General features: G+C 64.1%; 18 protein-coding genes. 13 read left to right on the plus strand and 5 right to left on the minus strand.

Going from position 1 to position 20,800, the window contains the following annotated elements; translation table 11 throughout:
* Positions 1 to 8: 8 nt before the first annotated feature.
* Positions 9 to 293 carry a zinc ribbon domain-containing protein gene (locus HND55_07565; protein ID QKK02513.1) on the minus strand — a complete coding sequence of 95 codons (285 nt, stop codon included), beginning with the start codon at positions 291 to 293 and terminating at the stop codon, positions 9 to 11.
* A 117-nt stretch (positions 294 to 410) separates the two neighbouring features.
* On the opposite strand from HND55_07565, the gene HND55_07570 reads away from it, so the two are divergent.
* Positions 411 to 1,115 carry an SDR family NAD(P)-dependent oxidoreductase gene (locus HND55_07570; GenBank protein QKK02514.1) on the plus strand — a complete coding sequence of 235 codons (705 nt, stop codon included), beginning with the start codon at positions 411 to 413 and terminating at the stop codon, positions 1,113 to 1,115.
* Complete coding sequence (locus HND55_07575) at positions 1,075 to 1,452, plus strand: histidine triad nucleotide-binding protein (protein QKK02515.1); 378 nt, start codon at positions 1,075 to 1,077, stop codon at positions 1,450 to 1,452. The genes HND55_07570 and HND55_07575 overlap by 41 nt, the downstream gene beginning before the upstream one ends.
* A gap of 16 nt (positions 1,453 to 1,468) precedes the next feature.
* Here the strand turns inward: HND55_07575 and HND55_07580 are convergent, their stop codons facing one another.
* Positions 1,469 to 2,773 carry an MFS transporter gene (locus HND55_07580; GenBank protein ID QKK04036.1) on the minus strand — a complete coding sequence of 435 codons (1,305 nt, stop codon included), beginning with the start codon at positions 2,771 to 2,773 and terminating at the stop codon, positions 1,469 to 1,471.
* Positions 2,774 to 2,793: 20 nt separating this feature from the next.
* Entirely contained in the window at positions 2,794 to 3,681 is an 888-nt protein-coding gene (locus tag HND55_07585; protein QKK02516.1) for a hypothetical protein, read from the minus strand.
* Between the two features lie 246 nt (positions 3,682 to 3,927).
* Between HND55_07585 and HND55_07590 the strand changes: the two genes are divergently transcribed.
* Positions 3,928 to 5,952 carry a S9 family peptidase gene (locus HND55_07590; protein ID QKK02517.1) on the plus strand — a complete coding sequence of 675 codons (2,025 nt, stop codon included), beginning with the start codon at positions 3,928 to 3,930 and terminating at the stop codon, positions 5,950 to 5,952.
* Positions 5,953 to 6,082: 130 nt separating this feature from the next.
* Positions 6,083 to 8,128 carry an elongation factor G gene (locus HND55_07595; protein QKK02518.1) on the plus strand — a complete coding sequence of 682 codons (2,046 nt, stop codon included), beginning with the start codon at positions 6,083 to 6,085 and terminating at the stop codon, positions 8,126 to 8,128.
* A 6-nt stretch (positions 8,129 to 8,134) separates the two neighbouring features.
* Here the strand turns inward: HND55_07595 and HND55_07600 are convergent, their stop codons facing one another.
* Positions 8,135 to 8,779 carry a dephospho-CoA kinase gene (locus HND55_07600; protein ID QKK02519.1) on the minus strand — a complete coding sequence of 215 codons (645 nt, stop codon included), beginning with the start codon at positions 8,777 to 8,779 and terminating at the stop codon, positions 8,135 to 8,137.
* A gap of 113 nt (positions 8,780 to 8,892) precedes the next feature.
* Here HND55_07600 and HND55_07605 point away from each other — a divergent pair, with 113 nt between their 5' ends.
* A complete protein-coding gene (locus HND55_07605) occupies positions 8,893 to 9,537 on the plus strand; it encodes a response regulator (GenBank protein ID QKK02520.1) in 645 nt (214 codons plus the stop codon).
* A 4-nt stretch (positions 9,538 to 9,541) separates the two neighbouring features.
* On the opposite strand, the gene HND55_07610 is transcribed toward HND55_07605, so the two are convergent.
* Positions 9,542 to 12,040, minus strand: a complete 2,499-nt coding sequence (locus tag HND55_07610; protein QKK04037.1) for an Rne/Rng family ribonuclease — start codon at positions 12,038 to 12,040, stop codon at positions 9,542 to 9,544.
* 683 nt (positions 12,041 to 12,723) lie between these two features.
* Here HND55_07610 and HND55_07615 point away from each other — a divergent pair.
* The 8 genes from HND55_07615 (at position 12,724) to msbA (ending at position 20,799) form a co-directional block, all read left to right on the plus strand.
* Positions 12,724 to 13,284, plus strand: a complete 561-nt coding sequence (locus tag HND55_07615; protein QKK02521.1) for a hypothetical protein — start codon at positions 12,724 to 12,726, stop codon at positions 13,282 to 13,284.
* A 2-nt stretch (positions 13,285 to 13,286) separates the two neighbouring features.
* The gene (locus tag HND55_07620) at positions 13,287 to 13,661 is read left to right on the plus strand and encodes a hypothetical protein (GenBank protein QKK02522.1); all 375 of its coding nucleotides are present in this window, start codon (positions 13,287 to 13,289) and stop codon (positions 13,659 to 13,661) included.
* 4 nt (positions 13,662 to 13,665) lie between these two features.
* Entirely contained in the window at positions 13,666 to 14,910 is a 1,245-nt protein-coding gene (locus HND55_07625) for a lipoprotein-releasing ABC transporter permease subunit (GenBank protein QKK02523.1), read from the plus strand.
* Positions 14,903 to 15,586: a lipoprotein-releasing ABC transporter ATP-binding protein LolD gene (gene lolD / locus HND55_07630; protein QKK02524.1), complete on the plus strand. Its 684-nt coding sequence runs from the start codon at positions 14,903 to 14,905 to the stop codon at positions 15,584 to 15,586. The genes HND55_07625 and lolD overlap by 8 nt, the downstream gene beginning before the upstream one ends.
* Positions 15,587 to 15,589: 3 nt before the next feature.
* The gene (locus HND55_07635) at positions 15,590 to 17,875 is read left to right on the plus strand and encodes a DNA internalization-related competence protein ComEC/Rec2 (protein QKK02525.1); all 2,286 of its coding nucleotides are present in this window, start codon (positions 15,590 to 15,592) and stop codon (positions 17,873 to 17,875) included.
* A gap of 103 nt (positions 17,876 to 17,978) precedes the next feature.
* A complete protein-coding gene (locus HND55_07640) occupies positions 17,979 to 18,608 on the plus strand; it encodes a MotA/TolQ/ExbB proton channel family protein (GenBank protein ID QKK04038.1) in 630 nt (209 codons plus the stop codon).
* Positions 18,609 to 18,625: 17 nt separating this feature from the next.
* A complete protein-coding gene (locus HND55_07645) occupies positions 18,626 to 19,048 on the plus strand; it encodes a biopolymer transporter ExbD (protein ID QKK02526.1) in 423 nt (140 codons plus the stop codon).
* The gene (gene msbA / locus HND55_07650; GenBank protein ID QKK02527.1) at positions 19,045 to 20,799 is read left to right on the plus strand and encodes a lipid A export permease/ATP-binding protein MsbA; all 1,755 of its coding nucleotides are present in this window, start codon (positions 19,045 to 19,047) and stop codon (positions 20,797 to 20,799) included. Before HND55_07645 ends, msbA begins: the two co-directional genes overlap by 4 nt.
* Position 20,800 lies beyond the last annotated feature (1 nt).

The following is a 20,800-nucleotide window of genomic DNA, read 5'->3' on the forward strand; positions in this document are numbered from 1 at the left end:
TTACCGGTTCAGTCGTCGCTGATGATATCCGGCCCCTTGCCGGCAGATTTTTCGTAAACGCCGCGACCGATACGACGATACTGCGTAAAGCCGGCCTTTTCGATCGTCGACTGATCCGGCGCACCGGAATGACGCCCGACGACGCTGGGCGGCGAGATCAGACGCCGCACGGCCGCGCCGCAGCGCGGACATTTCGACAGCGGTTCGTCATCCAGGCGCTGCAGCACCGTAAAGGACTCATGACAGTGCGGGCAGCCCTTCGGGGAACGGCAGCGGTATTCGTAGAACGGCATCCGCGGGACTCCATACACGCCTGCCGGAGGCATCGGACCGATGGTATCGTACATCGCAGCTCCCCTGTAGTATGTTGCCCCGATGTGGAATGACGGAATCGGTGCTTGCTGAGGTCGATGGACAACGAAACCGATCACAGGGCCGTGTGGCTGATCACAGGTGCGGCTGGCGCACTGGGCAGTGCGCTGGTTCGCCGGCTGTCCGAGACCGCCGAGTGCATCGCACTCGATCGGGACGAGCCAGGCCTCAACGCGCTGCATGATGAGTTGTGCCGCAACGGACAGTCACCGCCGGCCCTGATGCCGCTCGACCTGGCCCGCGCCGGACCCGATGACCACGCCAGACTGGCTGAATCGATTGACGAGGCGTTCGGACGGGTGGACGTGCTCGTGCACAATGCCGCCAGTTTTCGGGCGCTGCGTCCACTGCTCAATCAGCCGCCCGGGGAATGGATGGACAGTCTGCAGACCGGTCTGACCGGCCCGTTCCTGCTGACTGCGGCCCTGCTCCCGCTGATGGCTCGTGCCAGTGCCCCGGTCATCGTGTTCGTCAATCATCATCACTGCATGGAACATCCGGGCAACTGGGGTGCCTATGGCATTGCCCAGGCCGGCCGGCGACACATGCAGCGGGTCCTGAGCGAGGAGGCGGGGCGGCGCGGGCCGCGGGTGATCGAAGTCGATCCCGGTGCGTTCTTCAGCCGCCTGTATACCTCGGCATGGCCCGCCACTTCACCCCGGGACATCGCCAGCGCAGCCGACGCCGCAGAGCGGGTTCTGGATGCCATTCTCAAGCAACTGGGGAGTGCTGAACGTGCCTGACGACCTGTTTGTCAAAATCATTAATCGCGAGATTCCGGCCGATATCGTCTACGAGGATGACGAAATACTGGCGTTTCGGGATATCGACCCGAAGGCGCCGGTTCACCTGCTGGTCATTCCGAAACGGCCCATTGCCACGCTCAACGACCTCGAGCCGGCGGATGCCGAACTGGTCGGCCGGTTGGTGCTGACGGCCCGCCGTCTGGCGGCCGAGGCGAAGATCGACGAGGCCGGCTACCGACTGGTGCTCAACTGCAATCCCGGCGGGGGTCAGTCGGTCTACCATATTCACCTTCATCTGCTTGGCGGACGGCAGATGGAGTGGCCGCCGGGCTGACCGCAACCCGCGGTCATTAGGTCACCTCCGGCAGGTGCCAGCTCATCCAGGCGCCGGCCAGACCCATTCCGGCCAGGATCAGGATGATGGCGGAAACCGGCAGCACGCTGGTCAGCGCACCGATGCTGCCGGCGATCAGCAGCACCACGCCAATGACCGTGTTACTGACGGCGACATAGTCGGTGCGCCGGTTGCCCCCTGCCAGATCGACGATATAGGTCTTGCGCCCCAGCCGCACGCCGGCATGGGCGACAGCAAGCAGGAAGAAAAAGACGGGGTAGAGCCACTGGCTGCCGGCCAGCCCGTCGTGGGCATGGACCAGACCCACCAGCCCGATGCCGGACACGGCGGCGCCCGCGCCCGCAAGGACCATGACGCGGCGGCTGGACAGGTCCGCGAAGCGACCCCAGAAGGGTGCCGAGACCAGGCTGGCCAGACCGTCGGCGATGACAAACAGGCCGAGCACCAGAACCGCGCCATCGGTGCGCTGATGGGCGAGCATGATGAAAAACGGTGCGCTCAGGGCCGAACACAGCAGGAGTGAGCGGGCCAGGACGAAGTGGCGAAACGTCTGGTCGCTGCGCAGCAGCGAGAGTCGGGAAACGGCCTCGCGGATGGCGTTGCCGCCGCCCTCGGTGGCACCCGGAAACTCCCGTATCATGGCGTATGTCCCGGCACCGGCCAGCCACAGTCCGGCCGCCGTTGCCAGCAGGATCAGATAGATGGCGGTATCGCCCTGCTGACTGTCGGTCAGCAGCACCACGCCGACGCCGATGGTGATCAGACCGGCCAGAAACTCCGACCATCCGCTGACCCGACCACGACGGGTTTTCGGCACCGTCTTGCCGAGAACGTCTTTCGAGGCCACCGAGCACAGGCCCCGCGACAGGCTGAACACGACCAGCGCTGCCAGCAGCATCAGTCCGGCTGCGGTGCCGGTCAGGCTGACCGCGACCAGCGCCATTGCCAGGACCGACAGGGCCTGCAGCAGGCTACCGATCACGAAGGTCCACTTGCGGACTGCCTGCAGGCGCACCCAGGCCGCAATCAGCAGCTGCGGAATCAGCGACCCCGATTCCCGGATCGGAACCAGGAACGCCACGAAGATGCCGGGGGCCGACAGCGCGGTCAGTAGCCAGGCCAGCACGGTCTTGGGGTTGGCGATGGCGTCGCCAAGCTTGGTCAGAAACTGGGTCGTGATCTGCAGCAGGAAATTGCCCGGCACGACGCGGCAGGCGTTGTCATCGATATCCCTGCAGACGCGGGCGTCTTCCTCATTGACCAGGCGCTGATAAACGGATTCCAGCTTGCCACTGGACAGCCATTCATCCCGTCGCTGCTTCACGGTGGCCCGCCCTCGGCTTGTGTGTCCATGGTGCCTGGCGATTCGGCCGGCTGTCCGGCGTCAATGATCTCGCCTTGCGGTTCGAATGCCTCGACATGAACCAGAACGCCGAGCCACGGCGAGTCGAAGTACTCGACGCGCTCCGGTTCCACGGTACGACTCTGCTCCAGGGCATGCAGCTCGAATCGTCCGGTCTTGCCACCGACCTCGAGTGGCCCCGAGCTCTCCGGAACGCGCCAGTGCAGCGACACGTCGCAGTGCAGAAACTGGCGCTGGCGCAGGCGTATTGTGCCGTCGAGACGGTAGTGGAGTCGGGGGGCCAGATCGGTCGCGGCATTGGCCGCACGGCCATTGCTGACTGGTTGGCCGGTGGGTCGCAGGCCAATCCACTCGGCCGCAACAATGACATCATCGTGAAGCCGCACGGCCATCGCCTGAACGTCGCGCGACAGCGGCTGAAACCATGCCGTCGAGATCATCTGTCCAACGGCGTCACTCTGTTCGAGCCGCCGCCGGGCAGCGGCCATCGCGTCACCCAACTCGTCATCGGCCTGCCATGGTTCGGGGTAGTCGGCTGGCAGGTCGCCATCGCTGCTGCTCTCGAGTTCGGCCAGTGTCTCGATCAGATCCAGCGTTGCCTGAAGGTCGCTGGTGGGCTGAAGTGCTGCGTCCGGATCATCGATGTCGTCCTTTGGAGGCTGGACGGACGGATCCAGAGCATGGCTGAAGTCAGTCAGCGCCGATACCGGCCACCGGTCAGGCTGTCCGTCGGCATGCGTGAAAACGATCACTTCGATCCGATACAGCGGGGGCGGCTGATCGGCTGCGGCTGGAGCGGCCAGGATCAGTCCGAGCATCAAAAGGCACAGGCGGACGCGAATCATGGTGCAGAGTTTAACCCGAAGATCACCGGAGTTCCGCGTCCCGACCTGAAGGTCAGCCATGGTGTTGCCGGGTTGATGAATCTGCGCGAATTCAGGCATGGGAACCAGGGAGTCAGCCAACCCGGCTGCTGTCGCGTCGGGTCGGATCGGATTCTGTCTGAAGACGGAAACGCCGGCGTGCTCATTGCCGGCCGGATTAGGTTAGGATTGCCACTTTTCGAGTGCCGCGTATCACAGGAGTATTCGATGATGGCCATGTCGTGTCGTATCACCGTCTTTTTGCTGACCACGGCGGCTGCCGGCGCTGCGCTGGCTGCCGGCATGACCCTGGACGATATCGCGCGGTTGCAGCAGGTCGATGAGATGGCCGTCAGTCCGGATGGGCGCCAGGTCGCCTGGACCCGCGTCGTGCCGCGTGACCTCAGGCAAGAGGACGATGGCCCTGCCTGGCAGACGCTGCAGGTCAGTGACCAGACCGGCGCAACGCGTGATTTCGTGACGGGCGCGGTCAACGTCGGCAGCATTCAATGGGTGCCGGATCAGTCGGCTATTGCGTTCGTTTCCCGCCGGCACGATGACGAGGTGGCCAGGCTTTACCGCATACCGGTTGACGGAGGAGAAGCCCGGCCGATCCAGACTCCCGGCGAGGGCAGCGTGATCGACTACAGTTTCAGCGCCGACAGCGCGCACGTCGCTGTCGTCATTGCGCAACCGGAAGGTGAGGCCGATCGCAAGCGGCGGGAAACGGGTTTCGACGCCGTGGTGTTCGAGGAACAGGATCGACCGCAGCGTCTGTGGATCGTCTCGCTTGCTGGTGGGGAGTCGCGGCTGGTCGAGCTGGATGGGTCGGTCCAGGGCGTGCGCTGGTCGCCGGCCGGGGATCGCGTGCTGGTCCGGATCACGCCCCGGCAGCGCGTCGATGACACGTTGATGTTTGAACGCATGCGGATCATTGACCCGTCAGGCGACGAGATCGGCCGCATCGACAACCCCGGCAAGCTGGGACACGCGGCCTGGAGCCCGGATGGTCGTTGGCTGGCGTTCGTCGCTACCGAATCGGTGCATGACACACGCGCCGGGCGCTTGATGGTTGCGCCGGCAGACGGCGGTGACTGGGTCCATCTTTTGCCGGAGCTGGCGGGACATGTCATCGATGTTGCCTGGCGCGACAGTGACACGATCACCTTTGTCAGCCATGAGGGCGTGCGGGCCCGGGTCGGCACCATCAGGACGGATGGCAGCGGCGAGTCGACACAGGTGTCCCGGCCGGGATTGATTGTCGACCGGCTTGGCATCGGGCGAAACGCCTCGCTCTGGCTCGGCGCGTCAACCCCGCGGCACCCGCGCGAGCTGTATGTGGCCGATGGCGAAGACACCGAGCCCAGACGCTTGACCGACTCCAATCCCTGGCTCAAAGAGGTCGAGCTGGCGAAGCAGGAGGTCGTCACCTACCCGGCGCGTGACGGGTTGAGCATCGAGGGGCTGCTGGTTTGGCCGCTCAAGCACGATGAGCGGTTGCGCTACCCGCTTATCCTGGCCGTGCATGGCGGTCCTGAAAGCCACTACAGCAATGGCTGGTTGACCGGCTACAACCTGCCGGCTCAGCATGCCGCGGCCGAGGGCTACTTCATGTTCTTCCCGAACTACCGCGGCAGTACCGGGCGCGGTGTCGAGTTTGCGCTGCGCTCTCAGGGCCGCCCCGCGCGCGAGGAATTCGACGACCTCGTTGATGGCGTCGACCACCTGATCGAGCGTGGCCTGGTCGACGGTGAACGTGTCGGCATCACGGGAGGTTCATACGGGGGTTACGCGACAGCCTGGGGCGCGACCTATTACTCTGAGCGCTTTGCCGCCGCGGTCATGAACGTCGGCCTGTCGGACAAGATCGCGATGCTCGGGACCTCCGATATTCCCCGTGAGCTCTACCTCGTCCACTATCGGGCCTGGCCATGGGAGGACTGGGCGCTGTATCGCGAGGCCAGTCCGATTTTCTACGTCGAGCGTGCGCAGACGCCGCTGCTCATCCTGCACGGCGATGCTGATCCTCGCGTCGACCCGACTCAGTCGCGCATTCTCTATCGCTACCTGACGCTGCAGGACGACCCGCCGCCGGTGCGCCTGGTGCTTTACCCCGGTGAGGGGCACGGCAATCAGCGGGCCGCATCCCGCTGGGACTACAGCCGGCGGTTGATGCGCTGGATGAACCACTATCTCAAGGGTGAAGGCGGAGATCCGCCGCCTCACGCGATTCCGGATCTGCCCCTGGACTGACCTGGCAGCCAGCCGGACAGACGGCCGGCTGCGGCTGGCCGTCCCGGCGACCGGTGCAGCGGGTCCGATTTGCCGCAACCGGACGGCTGGATTACGATGCGCACAGCAAACAACTAGATGAGGGTTTTTCATGGCCGATTACCAAACCGGAGACATTCGCAACCTGGCGCTGCTCGGGCACGCCGGCTCCGGCAAGACAACGCTGCTTGACATGCTGCTGGTCAAGGCCGGAGTGCTGGGTGAGCCCGGCTCGGTCGAACGGGGCAGTACGGTAGGCGATTTCGACCCCCAGGAAAAGGAATACCAGCATTCCCTGAATTCGGCCATTGCTTCGATCGATGTCGACGGCGTGCACATCAATGTCATTGACACGCCCGGTGATCCGGATTTCCGAGGTCAGGCCCTGGCGGCCATGAGCGCGGTTGAAACGGCTGCGATCGTGATCAACGCAAGCAACGGGATCGAGATGTCGACGCGCCGGCTGATGCGCCGGGCCCGCCAGCGCAAGCTCTGCCGGATCATTGTGATCAACCGGATGGATGCCGAGGGCGTCGATCTCGAGCAGCTGGTGCGCGATATTCGCGAGGAATTCGGCAGCGGCTGCCTGCCGGTCAATCTGCCCTGCGACAACTACGCCACGGTGCGCGATTGCTTTTTCAAAAGCGACGGCGAGACCGATATCTTTTCGGTGGCCGATGCCCATACCGAGATTCTCGACCAGGTTGTGGAAGTAGACGAAACCTTGATGGCGCAATACCTCGAGGGCGCAGATATCGACTCAGACGCGCTCCACGAGGCGTTCGAGAAGGCTCTGCGTCAGGGGCACCTGGTGCCGATCTGCTTCACGTCTGCGGCAACGGGGGCTGGCTGTGGCGAACTGCTGCGGTTTTGCCGCCGCCTGCTTCCCAACCCGACCGAGGGCAATTCACCACCGTTTCGAAAGGGGCCGGACAACGAGCGGGTCGAGGTCAGCCCCGATGCCGATGATCACGTGCTGGCGCATGTGTTCAAGATTACCAACGATCCCTACGCCGGCAAGCTCAGCATTTTTCGCGTCTACCAGGGCAAGATAACCTCGGATACCCAGCTGCTGGTCGGCGACGGCCGCAAGGCGATCAAGGTATCGCATCTCTACCGCATTCACGGCAAGGACCACATCGAGGTCGATCGCGCCGTTCCGGGTGATATCTGCGCGCTGGCCAAGGTCGACGAAGTGCACTACGATGCGATCCTGCACGACTGCCACGAGGAAGACCACCACTACCTCAAACCGGTAGACTTTCCCCAGCCGATGTTCGGTCTTGCCGTCGAAGCGACCACGCGCGGAAACGAGCAGAAACTGGCCACTTCGCTGGCCAAGCTGGCCGAAGAAGACCCGTGTTTCCTGGTCGAACACCATCAGGAACTCAACGAAACCGTGATTCGTGGTCTCGGCGAGATGCATCTGCGGGTCATGCTTGAACGCATGCAACAGCGCTACAACGTGACAGTCAACACACGGACGCCGAGCATTGCCTATCGCGAAACCATCACACGAGCGGCTGAAGGGCACTATCGTCACAAGAAGCAGACCGGCGGTGCCGGGCAGTTTGGTGAAGTCTATCTGCGCGTCAAGCCTTTGGCGCGTGGTGAAGGGTTCCGCTTCCGGTCCGAGGTGGTTGGTGGCGTCATTCCCACCAATCTGATCCCGGCGGTCGAAAAGGGCGTGCGCCAGCTGCTCGACGAAGGGGCCATTGCCGGTTACCCGCTGCAGGACATCGAGGCGGTGGTATATGACGGCAAGCATCACCCGGTCGATTCCAAGGAAGTCGCCTTCGTGATCGCCGGGCGCCGTGCCTTCCACGATGCCATTCTCAACGCCGGCCCGCAGATCCTTGAACCGATTGTCGACCTGGAAGTGACCGTGCCGGATTCGGCCATGGGTGATGTGACCGGTGCGCTCGCATCCAAGCGCGCGCGCATTCAGGGCACCGACAGCCTGAGGGGTGGATTCACCAGTATCTCGGCGGCAGTGCCGTTATCGGTGCTGACCGACTTCCCGACCGAGCTCAAGAGCCTGACGGGTGGTGAAGGACGCTACACAATGGCTTTTTCGCATTACGAGGCGGTACCGGGCAGTATCCAGAAAGAACTGATCGAGGCCCACGAGTCCAGGCGCCAGGAGGGCGCTGACTAACCCGGTTTAGCGCGACTCTGCCCGCGCCAGCAGCTGCCGGTGCAGCTTGTCGACTGCGCTGTCAAGCTGGTCGAGTCCGGCCGAGTTGTCGATGACTTCGTCGGCTGCAGCCAGGCGCTGCTGGCGTGAAGCCTGTGCATCGATCATGGCCTGTGCAGTATCTGGATCAGCCCCGTCACGTGCCATCAGGCGCTCGAGCTGAATGGATTCGGGCACATCGACAACCACAATATGGTCGGCATCGATGAATCCCTCGCTTTCAACCAGCAGCGGCACGACAACGACAACATAGGCCGTGCCCCGCGCCGATTCGATTCGTCGTCGTGTTTGCCTGGCGATTAGCGGATGCAGGATATGCTCGAGCTGACGGCGGTGGTCTGCATTGGCAAACACGTTCTGGCGCATCAGACGCCGGTTCAGGCGACCTTGGCCGTCCAGGATCCTCGGGCCGAAGGTCGCGATCAGCTGCTTCAGCCCCGGGGTGCCTGGCTCGACCACCTCGCGGGAGATTTCATCGGTATCGATGATGGGCACGCCAAGTCTGGCAAAACGGTCCGATACCGCTGTCTTGCCGCTGGCCACGCCGCCGGTCAGGGCAACAACCAGGGGCGGCCTACCGGGCTGGTCAGATGAAGTCGATCCGGAGCTCATATCAATCGCGTCATGAAGACTCAGCCGCATGATACCGGTATGACTTCACTGATGGAGTCGAATACGGTAGGGTTCCGGTATCGGGAGGATGATCAATACGGGAGGATATGAGGGTGACCAGCATTCTCATTGTCGAAGACCATGACCTGGTGCGCACCGGCCTGAAGAACATTCTGGCCGGTGTCGACGGACTGCAGCTTTGCGGCGAGGCGGCCAGCGGCGAAGATGCGATCCGCATGGCCCGTGAGCTGCAGCCGGACATCATTCTGATGGATGTCGGGCTGCCGGGCATGTCCGGCCTTGAAACCATGGAGCGCATTCTCAAGGCGCAGCCGGAGATTCGCGTCATCGTGCTGACGGCGCATAGTCAGCCGCCGCTGCCGGCACGCCTGCTCGACTCGGGCGCTTGCGGCTATCTGACCAAGGCCTGCAACGCCAGCGAGCTGATCGAGGCGGTTCGCCGGGTTGCCAGCGGTGAGCGCTACATCGGCAGCGAAATATCGCAGCAGCTTGCCATTTCCCTGCTGCCGGGAACCCCGCAGTCACCGTTTCAGGAACTGACCAGCCGCGAGCTCGAAACGGCGCTGATGCTGATGCAGGGCATGAAGGCGCAGTCGATTGCCGAAAGGCTGAACGTCAGTCCCAAGACTGTGTCCACCTACAAGTACCGGATCTACGACAAGGTCGGTGTACGCAACGAAGTGGAGCTGCTGCACCAGGGCCTGCGCTACGGCCTGGTGCAGTCCGGGCCGGCCTGAGCGGTCAGTCGTCCTTCTCGATGCGATAGATGCCCCGGCCTTCAGGTACCGCTTCGGTGCGCTCGCGTCGGTCCGGACGGGCGGTCTCGTCCTCAGCAGTTGTGCCGGATTCATCGGATTTGTGATTTCCGGACTTGCCGCGTTCCGAATCGGGAGTCCTTTCGCGCTCGGTGTCCGCTGTTGCAGGTGATGTCGCGCGTTCGGGCGATTTCGCCTTCGCCCCCGCGCGCTGGTCGCCGTTCTGGTCGCCGTCAGCGGCAGAACGACTATCGGTCTCGGCTTTGCCGTCACTGTGCTGTGGCTGCTCGCCTGTTGCATCCGAGGGTTGCGTCGCTGCCTTGTGCGACCGCGGCTTGGACGCTTCATCTGATTCGCCGCTGTGTCGCGTCCGGTCTGCGTCAGGCGCGGCCTGGCTGCTGTCGGACGGTGTCGCGGGTGCGGGTGGACGGTCCGGCTCCGACTGACTTGCCTGCTCGCGGTCGGGTTGCTGGCGGTCATTCTGCGTGGCGGAACCGGAACGCTCGCCGGACTGGCGGCTGCGCCGTTTCTTGCCGCCGCGCCGCCGCTTTTTCTTCTTCTTTTTCTTGGCTTCACCTTCCGGCGGCTTTCCGGTCGGGCTGCCGGCTTTCCGCGCCTGCTCCTTGCCGCTGTCCTGCGTCGGCTTCCGGCCGCCTCGCTTGCCGCGTCCCGGGCTGCGGTTGCCGGTCTCGGCATCGTTGCCATCGGTGCGCTTGCCGTTGCCGCCGCTCGCCTTTTCGGGCCGCTTGCCGCGGTGCTTTCGCTGTCGGGTTGGCGCCTTGTCAGGTGCTTCCGAAGAGCTGCCGGCGAACAGGCGCCGCAGTGTTCCGATCAGCGTGGACCACCAACCGACGTGAGACTGTCTGGCAGAGCGAGGCGCCAGCGCCTGACGCTGAACGGCGTCGACTGCAGCCGGTTCCGGCGCCGGGCCGGGGGCGGCCTGGGTCTGGGCCGGCAGCGATTCCAGCTCGTCGCCGGTTGCCAGCGCATAGCTGGGCTCCTCGACCGATTCGCTGCTGCGCAGGCGCTGGATCTCGAAGCGCGGCGTCTCGAGCCAGCGGTTGGCGACGACCATGATCGGTACCCGGTTGCGCTGCTCGATGTCGGCGGTTGCGGTTCGCTTCTCGTTGAGCAGGAAGTTGGCAACCGAAATCGGGGCCTGCACGATGACGCGCGAGGTCTGCTCCTTCATGGCCTCTTCTTCGGCCAGGCGCAGAATCGAAAGCGCCAGGGATTCAATTGATCGAATCGCGCCGTAGCCATCACAGCGGGGGCAGGTCTTGTAGCTCGATTCGCCAAGCGAGGGCCGCAGGCGCTGCCGGGACATTTCGAGCAGACCAAAGCGCGAGATGCGCCCGATCTGGACGCGTGCCTTGTCCATGCGCATCGCCTCGCGCAGACGGCTTTCGACCTCTCGCTGCGCCTCTTTGCTCATCATGTCGATGAAGTCGATCACGATCAGCCCGCCGAGATCGCGAATGCGCAGCTGGCGGGCGATTTCATCGGCTGCCTCCAGGTTGGTCTGGCGCGCCGTCTCCTCGATGTCTGCACCTTTGGTGGCCCGCGCCGAATTGATATCGATTGACAGCAGGGCCTCGGTGTGGTCGATCACCACAGCACCGCCTGAAGGCAGGCGCACTTCACGCGCGAACGCCGATTCGATCTGGCTTTCGATCTGAAAGCGCGAAAACAGCGGCGTCACATCGTTGTATGCCTTGAGCTTGCGCAGGTTGTGCGGCATCACCTGCTGCATGAATTCACGCGCGTCCTCGAATACGCTCTGGTCATCGATCAGAATCTCGCCAATGTCGTCGCGCAGGTAATCGCGCAGCGCGCGAATGATCAGGTTGCTCTCCTGATAGATCAGAAACGGCGCCTTGCGCTGCGTTGCGGCCTTCTGAATGGCATCCCAAAGCTGCATCAGGTAATCGAGGTCCCACTGCAGCTCCTCGCGGTCGCGACCGACTCCGGCAGTGCGGATAATGGCGCCCATGCCGGCCGGTATCTCAATGTCCTTGAGCGTGTCAAGCAGCTGTTTGCGCTCGTCGCGTGTGATCTGGCGGGATACGCCACCGGCGCGCGGGTTGTTCGGCATCAGCACAAGATAGCGACCGGCCAGGCTGATGAAAGTGGTCAGTGCCGCCCCCTTGGTGCCGCGCTCCTCCTTGTCGACCTGGACGATAATGTCCTGACCGGCCTGGACGGCGTCCTTGATATCCAGGCGTTCGCCGGCGTCCAGGGCTTCGAGCGCCTTGGCGCTGAAGTACTCCCGGCTGATTTCCTTGAGCGACAGGAATCCGTGGCGTTCCGAACCAAACTCCACGAAACAGGCGTCAAGACTGGGCTCGACGCGTGTGATACGGCCTTTGTAGATGTTGGACTTCTTTTGCTCCTGGGCGGGAACCTCGATATCGAGATCAAGCAGGGTCTGGCCATCGGCGATGGCCACACGCAACTCTTCGGGCTGAGTTGCGTTGATCAGCATGCGTTTCATTTGCAAATTCCTCCGGCGCCCCGGGCCGAACCGTATGGCTCGGAAACGGCGACCAGGTCACCGGTGCGCAGCGCGCCGTTTGGCGCGCTGCGCGACACGACCGGCCCTGTGCTCCGTCGCAAGGACGGGCGGTGCCCGCGGTTGGCTGACTGCCGGCTGGATTACCGGCATCCTCAGCGCCAATCGCAGGGCAGCAGGCAGGTCAAGCGAACCTGGTACCCGATCCGAATCGATGATCTGGCAATCGACCCGGAAGCGCATTCTTGTCTAAGAAGCCATCGCGCATGGCATTGACGTAATGCGCGCTGATGGCCGCTGAAATCATCTTGTCGAACCCTGCTTTCCGGGCAAGGTTGCGGCTAAGTTTTCGGGTTCGCGGTGGCGAACCGTTTCCGGGATCCTGGCGACTGCCAGGAAACCTGGAGAAACCAAATCACTGGCTTGCCTGGCAGGGCAGGGCGCCATGCTCCAACCGAATGTGGCCGGCTCGCACTGCCGCAATACACCAATCTGTGGCAGAATTGCAGCGAGCAGTCCGTCGCAGTCTGATGACCAATCGCCGAGCATGGATCCATCAGAAACGGTGGCCTGCCCCTGACCGCATCATTTTATCACCGAAACATGAACATGAATAGCCGCATGGCGCCGGCAGCCGATCGCATGGCAAATCGACGATGACCGCCGCCGGCGCTCGCGCTCGAGTCCGTTATGTTGCCGTGCCTGCCGATCGCGCGGGACAGAGGCTCGATAACTTTCTCAGTGGGCAGCTCAGCGGCGTGCCGCGCAGCCTGATCTACCGGTTGGTTCGAACCGGGCAGGTGCGGGTCAACGGCGCGCGCGCCCGGCCTATGAGAAAACTCGACGTTGGCGACGAGGTACGAATTCCACCGGTGCAGTCTGCCGACGAGCACTCACCCGATATTGTGCCGTCCCGTGTTGAGGCGATTCGCGCCTGCATCATCGCCCGGGAAGAGGCATTCCTGGTGCTGGACAAGCCTGCAGGTGTGGCGGTGCAGCGCGGCAGCGGTTTGTCCTGGAGTCTGATGGATGTGCTGGAGGAAATCGAGCCGGACTTGCGCCTTGTCCACCGGCTGGATCGGGGCACCAGCGGCCTGCTGGTCGTCGCCCGGGGCTATCGGGCGGCACGCGAGCTGCAGCGCGCTTTTTCGGGGCGGCGCGTGGAAAAGCGCTACCTGGCGCTGCGCTCGACGGCCCTGTCGCGCACGATCACGTGACGGTGGATCAGCCGCTGCGCAAGATGCGTGACCCGAGCGGTCAGCACCGCGTGATCGTGGCCGACGACGGCCGTCCGGCGCTGACGCAGTTTCGGGTGCTGCAGCGGCTTGGCGGCTACAGCCTGGTCGAGGCCGTGCTCGAGACCGGCCGTACGCACCAGGTCCGTGTTCATGCCGCACATCTCGGTCAACCGATCGCCGGTGACGAGTTGTACAATCGCAGGCCTGCCCCGGAAGGACTGGATCGATTGTTTCTTCACGCGCACTACCTGAGGCTGCCGTGGCCGGAAGACTGCATTTTCCACGCGCCGCTGCCGCCTGATCTCAACCGGGTTGCCGACGGGCTGGCGACTGCCGGGCCGGCTGGCGAGGGCTGAACGCATGTATCAGCCGCTCAGCCTGTTCGTGGGTCTGCGCTACCTGCGCGCCAAGCGCCGAAACCATTTCATCTCGTTCATTTCGCTGATTTCCATGGCCGGTATTGCGCTGGGCGTGACCACGCTGATCACCGTGCTCAGCGTCATGAACGGCTTCGAGCGTGAGCTTCGTGAACGCATTCTCGGCATGATTTCGCACGCCACGATCGAGGGCTACGAGCGGCGGCTGGAGGACTGGCAATCCATTCTCGACAGCGTGACCGCGCATCCAGCCGTGATTGGTGCCGCGCCCTTTGTCGAGCAGGAAACCCTGCTGCGCGGACGCGGCACCGCCGGAGCGCTGGTCCGCGGCATTGATCCGCGGCTGGAACCACAGGTCTCGGAAATCGACCGGTTGCTGCGCGTTGGCAGCTTCGATGCGCTGGAGCCCGGCGAATGGCGCGTGCTGATTGGTGCTGGCCTGGCCGCTCGCCTCGGCGTCGGTCAGGGCGATTCGGTCATCATCTACGCGCCGGAGATCCGCGCCACGCCGGCCGGCGCAGTGCCACAGGTGCGGCGATTCACCGTCGCTGGCCTGTTCGAGGCGGGCGTGCACGAATACGATACGGCGCTGGCGGTGATTCACTACCAGGACGCCCAGCGCCTGTTTCGGCTCGATGAAGCGGTCAGCGGCATTCGCCTGATGTTCGACGACATGATGCGTGCCCGCGTCATTGCGCTCGAGCTGGGAGAGCGTCTGCCGGGCCTTTACCGGATTCGCGACTGGACCCAGCAGCACGCCAATTTCTTTCGTGCTGTGCAGACGGAAAAGACCGTGATGTTCATCATTTTGTCGCTGATCGTGGCAGTCGCCGCGTTCAACATCATTTCAACCCTGGTGATGGTCGTGACCGACAAACAGTCCGATATCGCCATCCTCAAGACCATGGGCATGACACCGCGACGAATCATGGCGATATTCATGGTGCAGGGCTCGCTGATCGGGGTGATCGGAACGGCGCTGGGCATTGTCGGCGGGGTGACCCTGGCGCTCAACGTCGAGTCGGTGGTCGCCGCACTCGAGCAGTTCCTGAGTATCGATTTTCTGTCGGCGGAGGTGTATTACATCAGCGATCTGCCCTCGGAGCTGCGCCTGGATGATGTGATCCGCTTCGGTGGGCTGGCGCTTGGTTTGTCTCTGCTGTCAACCATTTATCCGGCCTGGCGGGCGGCGCGCACCGAACCGGTCGAGGCGTTGCGCCATGAGTGAGGCGATCATATCCGCGCGTTCGCTCAGTCGCGTGTTCGTCCAGGGCCGCAGCGAGCTGCCGGTGCTGCGTAGTATCGACCTGGATATCCATCCCGGCGAGCAGGTCGCAATTCTCGGTGCCTCGGGCGTTGGCAAGAGCACCCTGCTGCATCTGCTCGGTGGCCTTGACCAACCCAGTTCGGGCAGCGTGTTCGTCGGCGGGGCCGACATGGCGCGCGCCGATGAGCGCCGGCGCGCCCGGATCCGGAATCGTCATCTGGGCTTCGTTTACCAGTTTCACCATTTGCTGCCGGAATTCAGCGCGCTGGAAAACGTCGCCATGCCGCTGTTGATCAACCGCCAGTCGGCGGCGGAGTGTCGCCAGCAGGCGATGGCCCTGCTCGAACGCGTGGGCCTCGGGGAGCGGCTGCACCACAAGCCCGGCGAGCTGTCGGGCGGTGAGCGTCAGCGTGCCGCCGTGGCGCGCGCGCTGATCAACCGCCCGGACTGCATACTGGGTGACGAGCCAACCGGCAACCTGGACGAGCGCAATGCGGCCCAGGTCTATGACCTGATGCTGGAGCTCAACCGTGAGTTTCGCACCAGTCTGGTGCTGGTCACCCATGATCCTGGCCTGGCCGGGCGCATGGATCGGCGGCTGGAGCTGACGGGCGGACAGCTGCACCCGCTCGACTGAGGTATGCGGCGGTCGGCTGGCGCGCGAATTCTGCTGTTGTTTGCCGCCGGCTGCCTGCTGGCGGTTTGGTCTCCGGCCTTGCCGGAGTGGTCACTGCTCGGGCTGCTGAGCGCCCTGGCTCTGGCCGCGACGCTGTGGCGGCCGACCCGCCTGCCAGCCGTGGCCGTGCTGGGGGCGATCTGGGTGCTCAGTGGTGCCAGGCTCCAGATCGAGAAGCAGTGGCCGCCAGACCGTGCGGGCGAGATTCATGTCCTGACCGGCACGATTATTGATCTGCCGCGGCCGCGTGATGAGAGTGTGCGCCTGCTGTTCCGGCCGGATCCGGGCCAGCTGCTGCCGGCGGCGCCGCGGCGCATCCAGGTTGACTGGTACCGCCCCAACGCGCATCTTGAGCCGGGTGCCCGCTGGCGCCTGTCGCTGCGGCTGCTGCCGCCAACCGGGCGTGACAATCCCGGAGGATTCGATTACCGGCGCTATCTGCTGTCGCAGCGAATTGATGCGCGGGCCACATTGGCCGGTTCGGCCGGTCCGATTGACCGGAGCTTCGGTGGCGGCTGGATCGACCGCCTGCGCCAGCGCCTGAGTGTCGTTATCCAGGCGGAAACCGATCGACTCGATGCGGCGGCCCTGAAACGGGCGCTTAGTGTGGCCGATCGCAGCGCAATCGACGATGCGCTGGCCGAGCGGCTGCGCCACACCGGGACCTCGCACCTGCTGGCCATTTCCGGTCTGCACGTCGGCATGGTCGCCGGCGTGGCCGGACTGGTTTCCGCGATTGTGTTCAGTCCCCTGCTGCTGGTGATTCCCGGGCTTGACCGCCGTCGCGTGGCGCTGATCGGTGGCCTCGCCGCGGCCATTGGCTATGCGGCGCTGGCCGGTTTCACTCTGCCAACCCAGCGTGCACTCGTGATGCTGGCCGCGGTAGCTGCAGCCCTCGGTTTGCGCCGCGCCATGGCGCCGGCGCAGGCGCTGCTGATTGCCCTGGCCGGTGTGCTCGTGTATGACCCGCTGGCGCCCCTTTCAGCCGGTTTCTGGCTGTCCTTTTCCGCTGTGGCGGTGTTGGTGTGGTCGTTTGCCTGGCGCAGTCCTGGCCGGCGGGGCTGGCTTTCGGGGCTGCTGCGCGCCCAGGTGGTCGTGCTGGTTGGATTGTTGCCGCTCAATGCCGGGCTGTTCGGCCAGCTGGTGCCGGGGGCGCTGCTGGCCAATCTGGTTGCCATTCCGCTGGTTGGCTTGTGGGTATTGCCCGTCCTGTTGCTTGAAATCGTCACCCTGCTGGCCGGTCTGCCCGAGTTGCCCGCGCTCATCGATGCCGAAACCGGGCTGGTTCTGCTGCTGGGCTGGATCGAGTGGGTCGATGCACGCGCCTGGAGCCAGTGGTCGATTGCGGCGGGTGGCCCGCTGGCACTGGCTGCTGCGGCTTTTGGCGGCTGGTGGCTGCTGGGACCTCCGGGCTGGCCCGCACGCAGTCTTGGGGCGGCTTTGATGCTGCCGCTGCTGTTGCCGCGGCCCGAAGCCGTGGGGTCGGATGAGTTGACCGCATGGGTGCTCGATGCCGGCGACGGTCTGGCCGTGCTGATGGTGACCCCCGACCATGCGATGCTCTACGACACCGGTCCTGGTGATGGCGCCGGTCAGGATTTCATCGGGACCCGTCTGAACGATTGGTTGGCCCGATACGGGCACGCGCAGCTCGGTCATGTCGTGATTTCGCATCGCCACCGTGGTCATTCCGGCGGGCAGGTTTCGGTGCTCGCGCTGAGCCGGCCTGACCGGGTCTATTCGGCCATTGATGGTGTGGGCCGGCCCTGCCGGGCTGGAATGTTGTGGACATCCGGGGGCTATCGCTTCGAGTTTCTGCATCCGACCGCAGGGCTGCCCGACCTGGGGGGCGGTTCCTCTTGTGTCCTGCTGGTCTCGGGCCCCGGCGGTCGGATGTTGCTGACCGGGGGCATTGATCGTGCCGTGGAGGCGCGCCTGGCGCGCGCCTACGACGGGCCGCCGGTCGATGTGGTCGTATTGTCCTCCGGCGGTCACCGGCGTGGCACCAGCGCAGCGCTGTTGCGCGGTTTCTCGCCCGTGATGGCGCTTGCAGCCGTGCCGGCTCATGATCGGTACCAGCGACCGCACGATGCCGTGCGCCAGCGGCTTGAAGATTTTGGCGTGGGGCTGCTGACCACCGGGCAGTGTGGCGCATTGCGCATTCGCCTGACACCGGATCAGTCCACCGAGATCCGCTCAATGGCAACGCTCAACCGGCGCTTCTGGCGTCCGGCGGGGCAATGCCCGTGAGCAGGGGACGGCTGCCGCCGCAGCCACCGACGCCGTGTTCATGGTCGGCAAACCCGGTATCATGCGCACAGAGATCGATCTGCTGCAGGAAACGTGTGGAGACATGCTTGAAATCGTGATTGCCGGCGGTTGGCTTATGCTGCCCATCGTACTGTGCTCGATCATCGCCGTGGCCATTATCGTCGAGCGGTTCATCGCTCTCCGGCGCCGGCGCGTGCTGCCCAACGGGGTATTGGGACGGGTCCGGCAATGGGCTGCCCAACGCGAGCTCGACGCCCAGCACATCCAGCAGCTGCAGCGCAGTTCAGCGCTCGGGCGCGTGCTGGCCGCCGCCCTGGTCAATCGCCAGCGCGACCGCGAAGTCATCAAGGATGCCGTTGAGGATACCGGGCGACACGTGGTTCACGAACTCGAGCGTTTTCTCAATACGCTGGGCACGATTGCCGGGATCACGCCGTTGCTTGGACTGCTCGGGACAGTGATCGGGATGATCAAGGTTTTCAGTGCCATCATGATCCATGGGGTTGGCGACCCGAACCAGCTCGCTGGCGGTATCTCCGAAGCCCTGATCACCACTGCGGCCGGGCTGACCGTGGCCATTCCGAGCTTTTTCTTCTACCGCTATTTCAGGGGGCTGGTCCGCAGTTACGTCGTACAGATGGAGCAGCAGGCCATTGAACTGCTGCATGCCATCGAACGCAAGCGACCGCTGCCGGCCGCGCACGGCCGGTAACCAAGGACGCAGGCGCGATGAAGCTGCAACCCGACGACCAGGAAGAACCGGAGATCAACCTGACCTCGCTGATCGACGTGGTCTTTCTGTTGCTGATCTTCTTCATGGTCTCGACAACCTTTGAGCGTCAGGCACTGATCCGTCTCGACCTGCCGCGCGCAAGCACCGCGGAGGTCGATTCCCTGCCCGAAGTGGTGGAGCTGATGATCACCGCCGATGGCCAGCTGTATGCCGATGAACAGCGGCTGGTTGATTCGCGTCTGCCGACGGTCCGTGCGGCGCTGGCCGAGCGTTTTGCCGCCAATGACCAGGCCGTGTTGGTGGTTCGTGCCGACGCCGAGGCACCGCATCGGCTGGTCGTGCGGGTACTCGATGCGGCGGCCTCGGAGGGCATCAGCCGGGTCAGCATCGCCGCCGTGGAGGAGGACGAGACCCGATGAAAACGGCCGAACCGCTGACCGGCAGGCAGGTCTACCGGCGTCTGCTGGGCATGGTGGCGCGCTATCGGCTGGTGTTCGGACTGGCGCTCCTGGCCGTGGCCCTGGATGCGGCCGGGCAGGGGTTGTTTTTCTATCTCCTGCGCCCGCTGATCGACGATACCATTGCCACGCCCAACCCCGAGTTCGACTACCTGTTGCCGGTGCTGGTGCTCGTTTCGATGCTGCTGCGCGTCGGCGGAAACTTCGGTGGCGAATTCGGTATGCAGTGGGTCGGCCGACGACTGGTCGCCGATCTACGCAATGCCCTGTTCGATCGCTATCTCGATCTGCCCGCAGCGCATTTCGATCGCGAGTCCTCGGGCCAGATGATCTCTCGTGTCACATACAACACCGAGCAGGTCGCCGAGGCTGCAACCAAGGCTCTGATTGGTGTTTCTCGCGATGTCCTGACGATAGTCGCGCTGATTGGCGTGATGCTGGTGCAGTCCTGGCGACTGACGCTGGCGATGCTCCTGCTGGTGCCGGTCATCGCCCTGGCCGTTACGGTCATCAGCCGTCGTTTTCGCCGGATTTCTGCACGTATCCAGGACTCGATGGGTGACGTTACGCACGTGACCGAAGAGGCGGTCAATGGCCATCCGGTCATCAAGGTCTTCGGGGGACAGCAGCAAGAGCGCGCCAGTTTCCGGCGCATCAATGAAAGCAATCGACAACTTCACCTGCGGCTCGTCGCAACGCAACTGCTGTCCTCCTCGCTGGTGCAGATTGCCGCCGGACTGGCCCTGATCGTGCTGCTGGTCATCGCCGCCAGTCGGCTGATGGGCGCCGATGTCACGGCCGGGATTTTCATATCGGTGCTGGGCGCCATGGCTGCCTGCATTCCCCCGCTTAAGCGTCTGACCAAGATGCATGTGGTCATCGAGCGTGGCGTGGCCGCCGCCGAGAGCATTTTCCGCATGATCGATACCCCGGGCGAGCCGGACAACGGCAGCCGCAGTCCCGGACAGGTGGTCGGCGAGATTCGCTTCGAGGCAGTCAGTTTCAGCTACCCGGACACGCATCAGCCCGCGCTGATAAATGTTGACCTGCGGTTTCCCGCCGGCAAGGTGACCGCTTTGATCGGCCGCTCCGGCTCCGGTAAAACCACCCTGGTCAAGCTGCTGCCGCGCTTCTATCTGCCCAGTCGTGGTCGCATCCTGATCGACGGCATCGATATTCGTGATTTTCGACTTGAAGCGCTGCGCCGGCAGATTGCGCTGGTCAGCCAGGATGTTGTGCTGTTCAACGACACAATTGCGCGCAATATCGCCTATGGTTCGCTCTCGGGCGCTTCCCGAGCGGCGATTCAGGCCGCTGCCAAGGCCGCTCACGCGATGGAGTTCATCGAGCGAATGCCGCGCGGACTGGACACGCCGATCGGGGAGGACGGTGCGCTGCTGTCGGGCGGGCAGCGCCAGCGAATTGCCATAGCCCGGGCGTTGCTCAAGGACGCACCGATCCTGATCCTCGATGAGGCGACTTCGGCGCTGGATGCTGAATCCGAACAGGCGGTGCAGGCTGCGCTCGAGACGCTGATGGTCAACCGCACAACGCTCGTGATTGCTCACCGGCTGGCGACTGTTCAGATGGCCGATCAGGTTGTCGTACTCGATCAGGCGCGCGTGGTGGAATGCGGATCCCACCAGGAGCTGCTTGAACGCGATGACGGGCTGTATCGCTACCTGCACCGGCTGCAACTGGCCAGCGCCTGAG

It is taken from the genome of Pseudomonadota bacterium (assembly GCA_013285445.1).
Taxonomy (GTDB): Bacteria; Pseudomonadota; Gammaproteobacteria; order Xanthomonadales; family Wenzhouxiangellaceae; genus Wenzhouxiangella.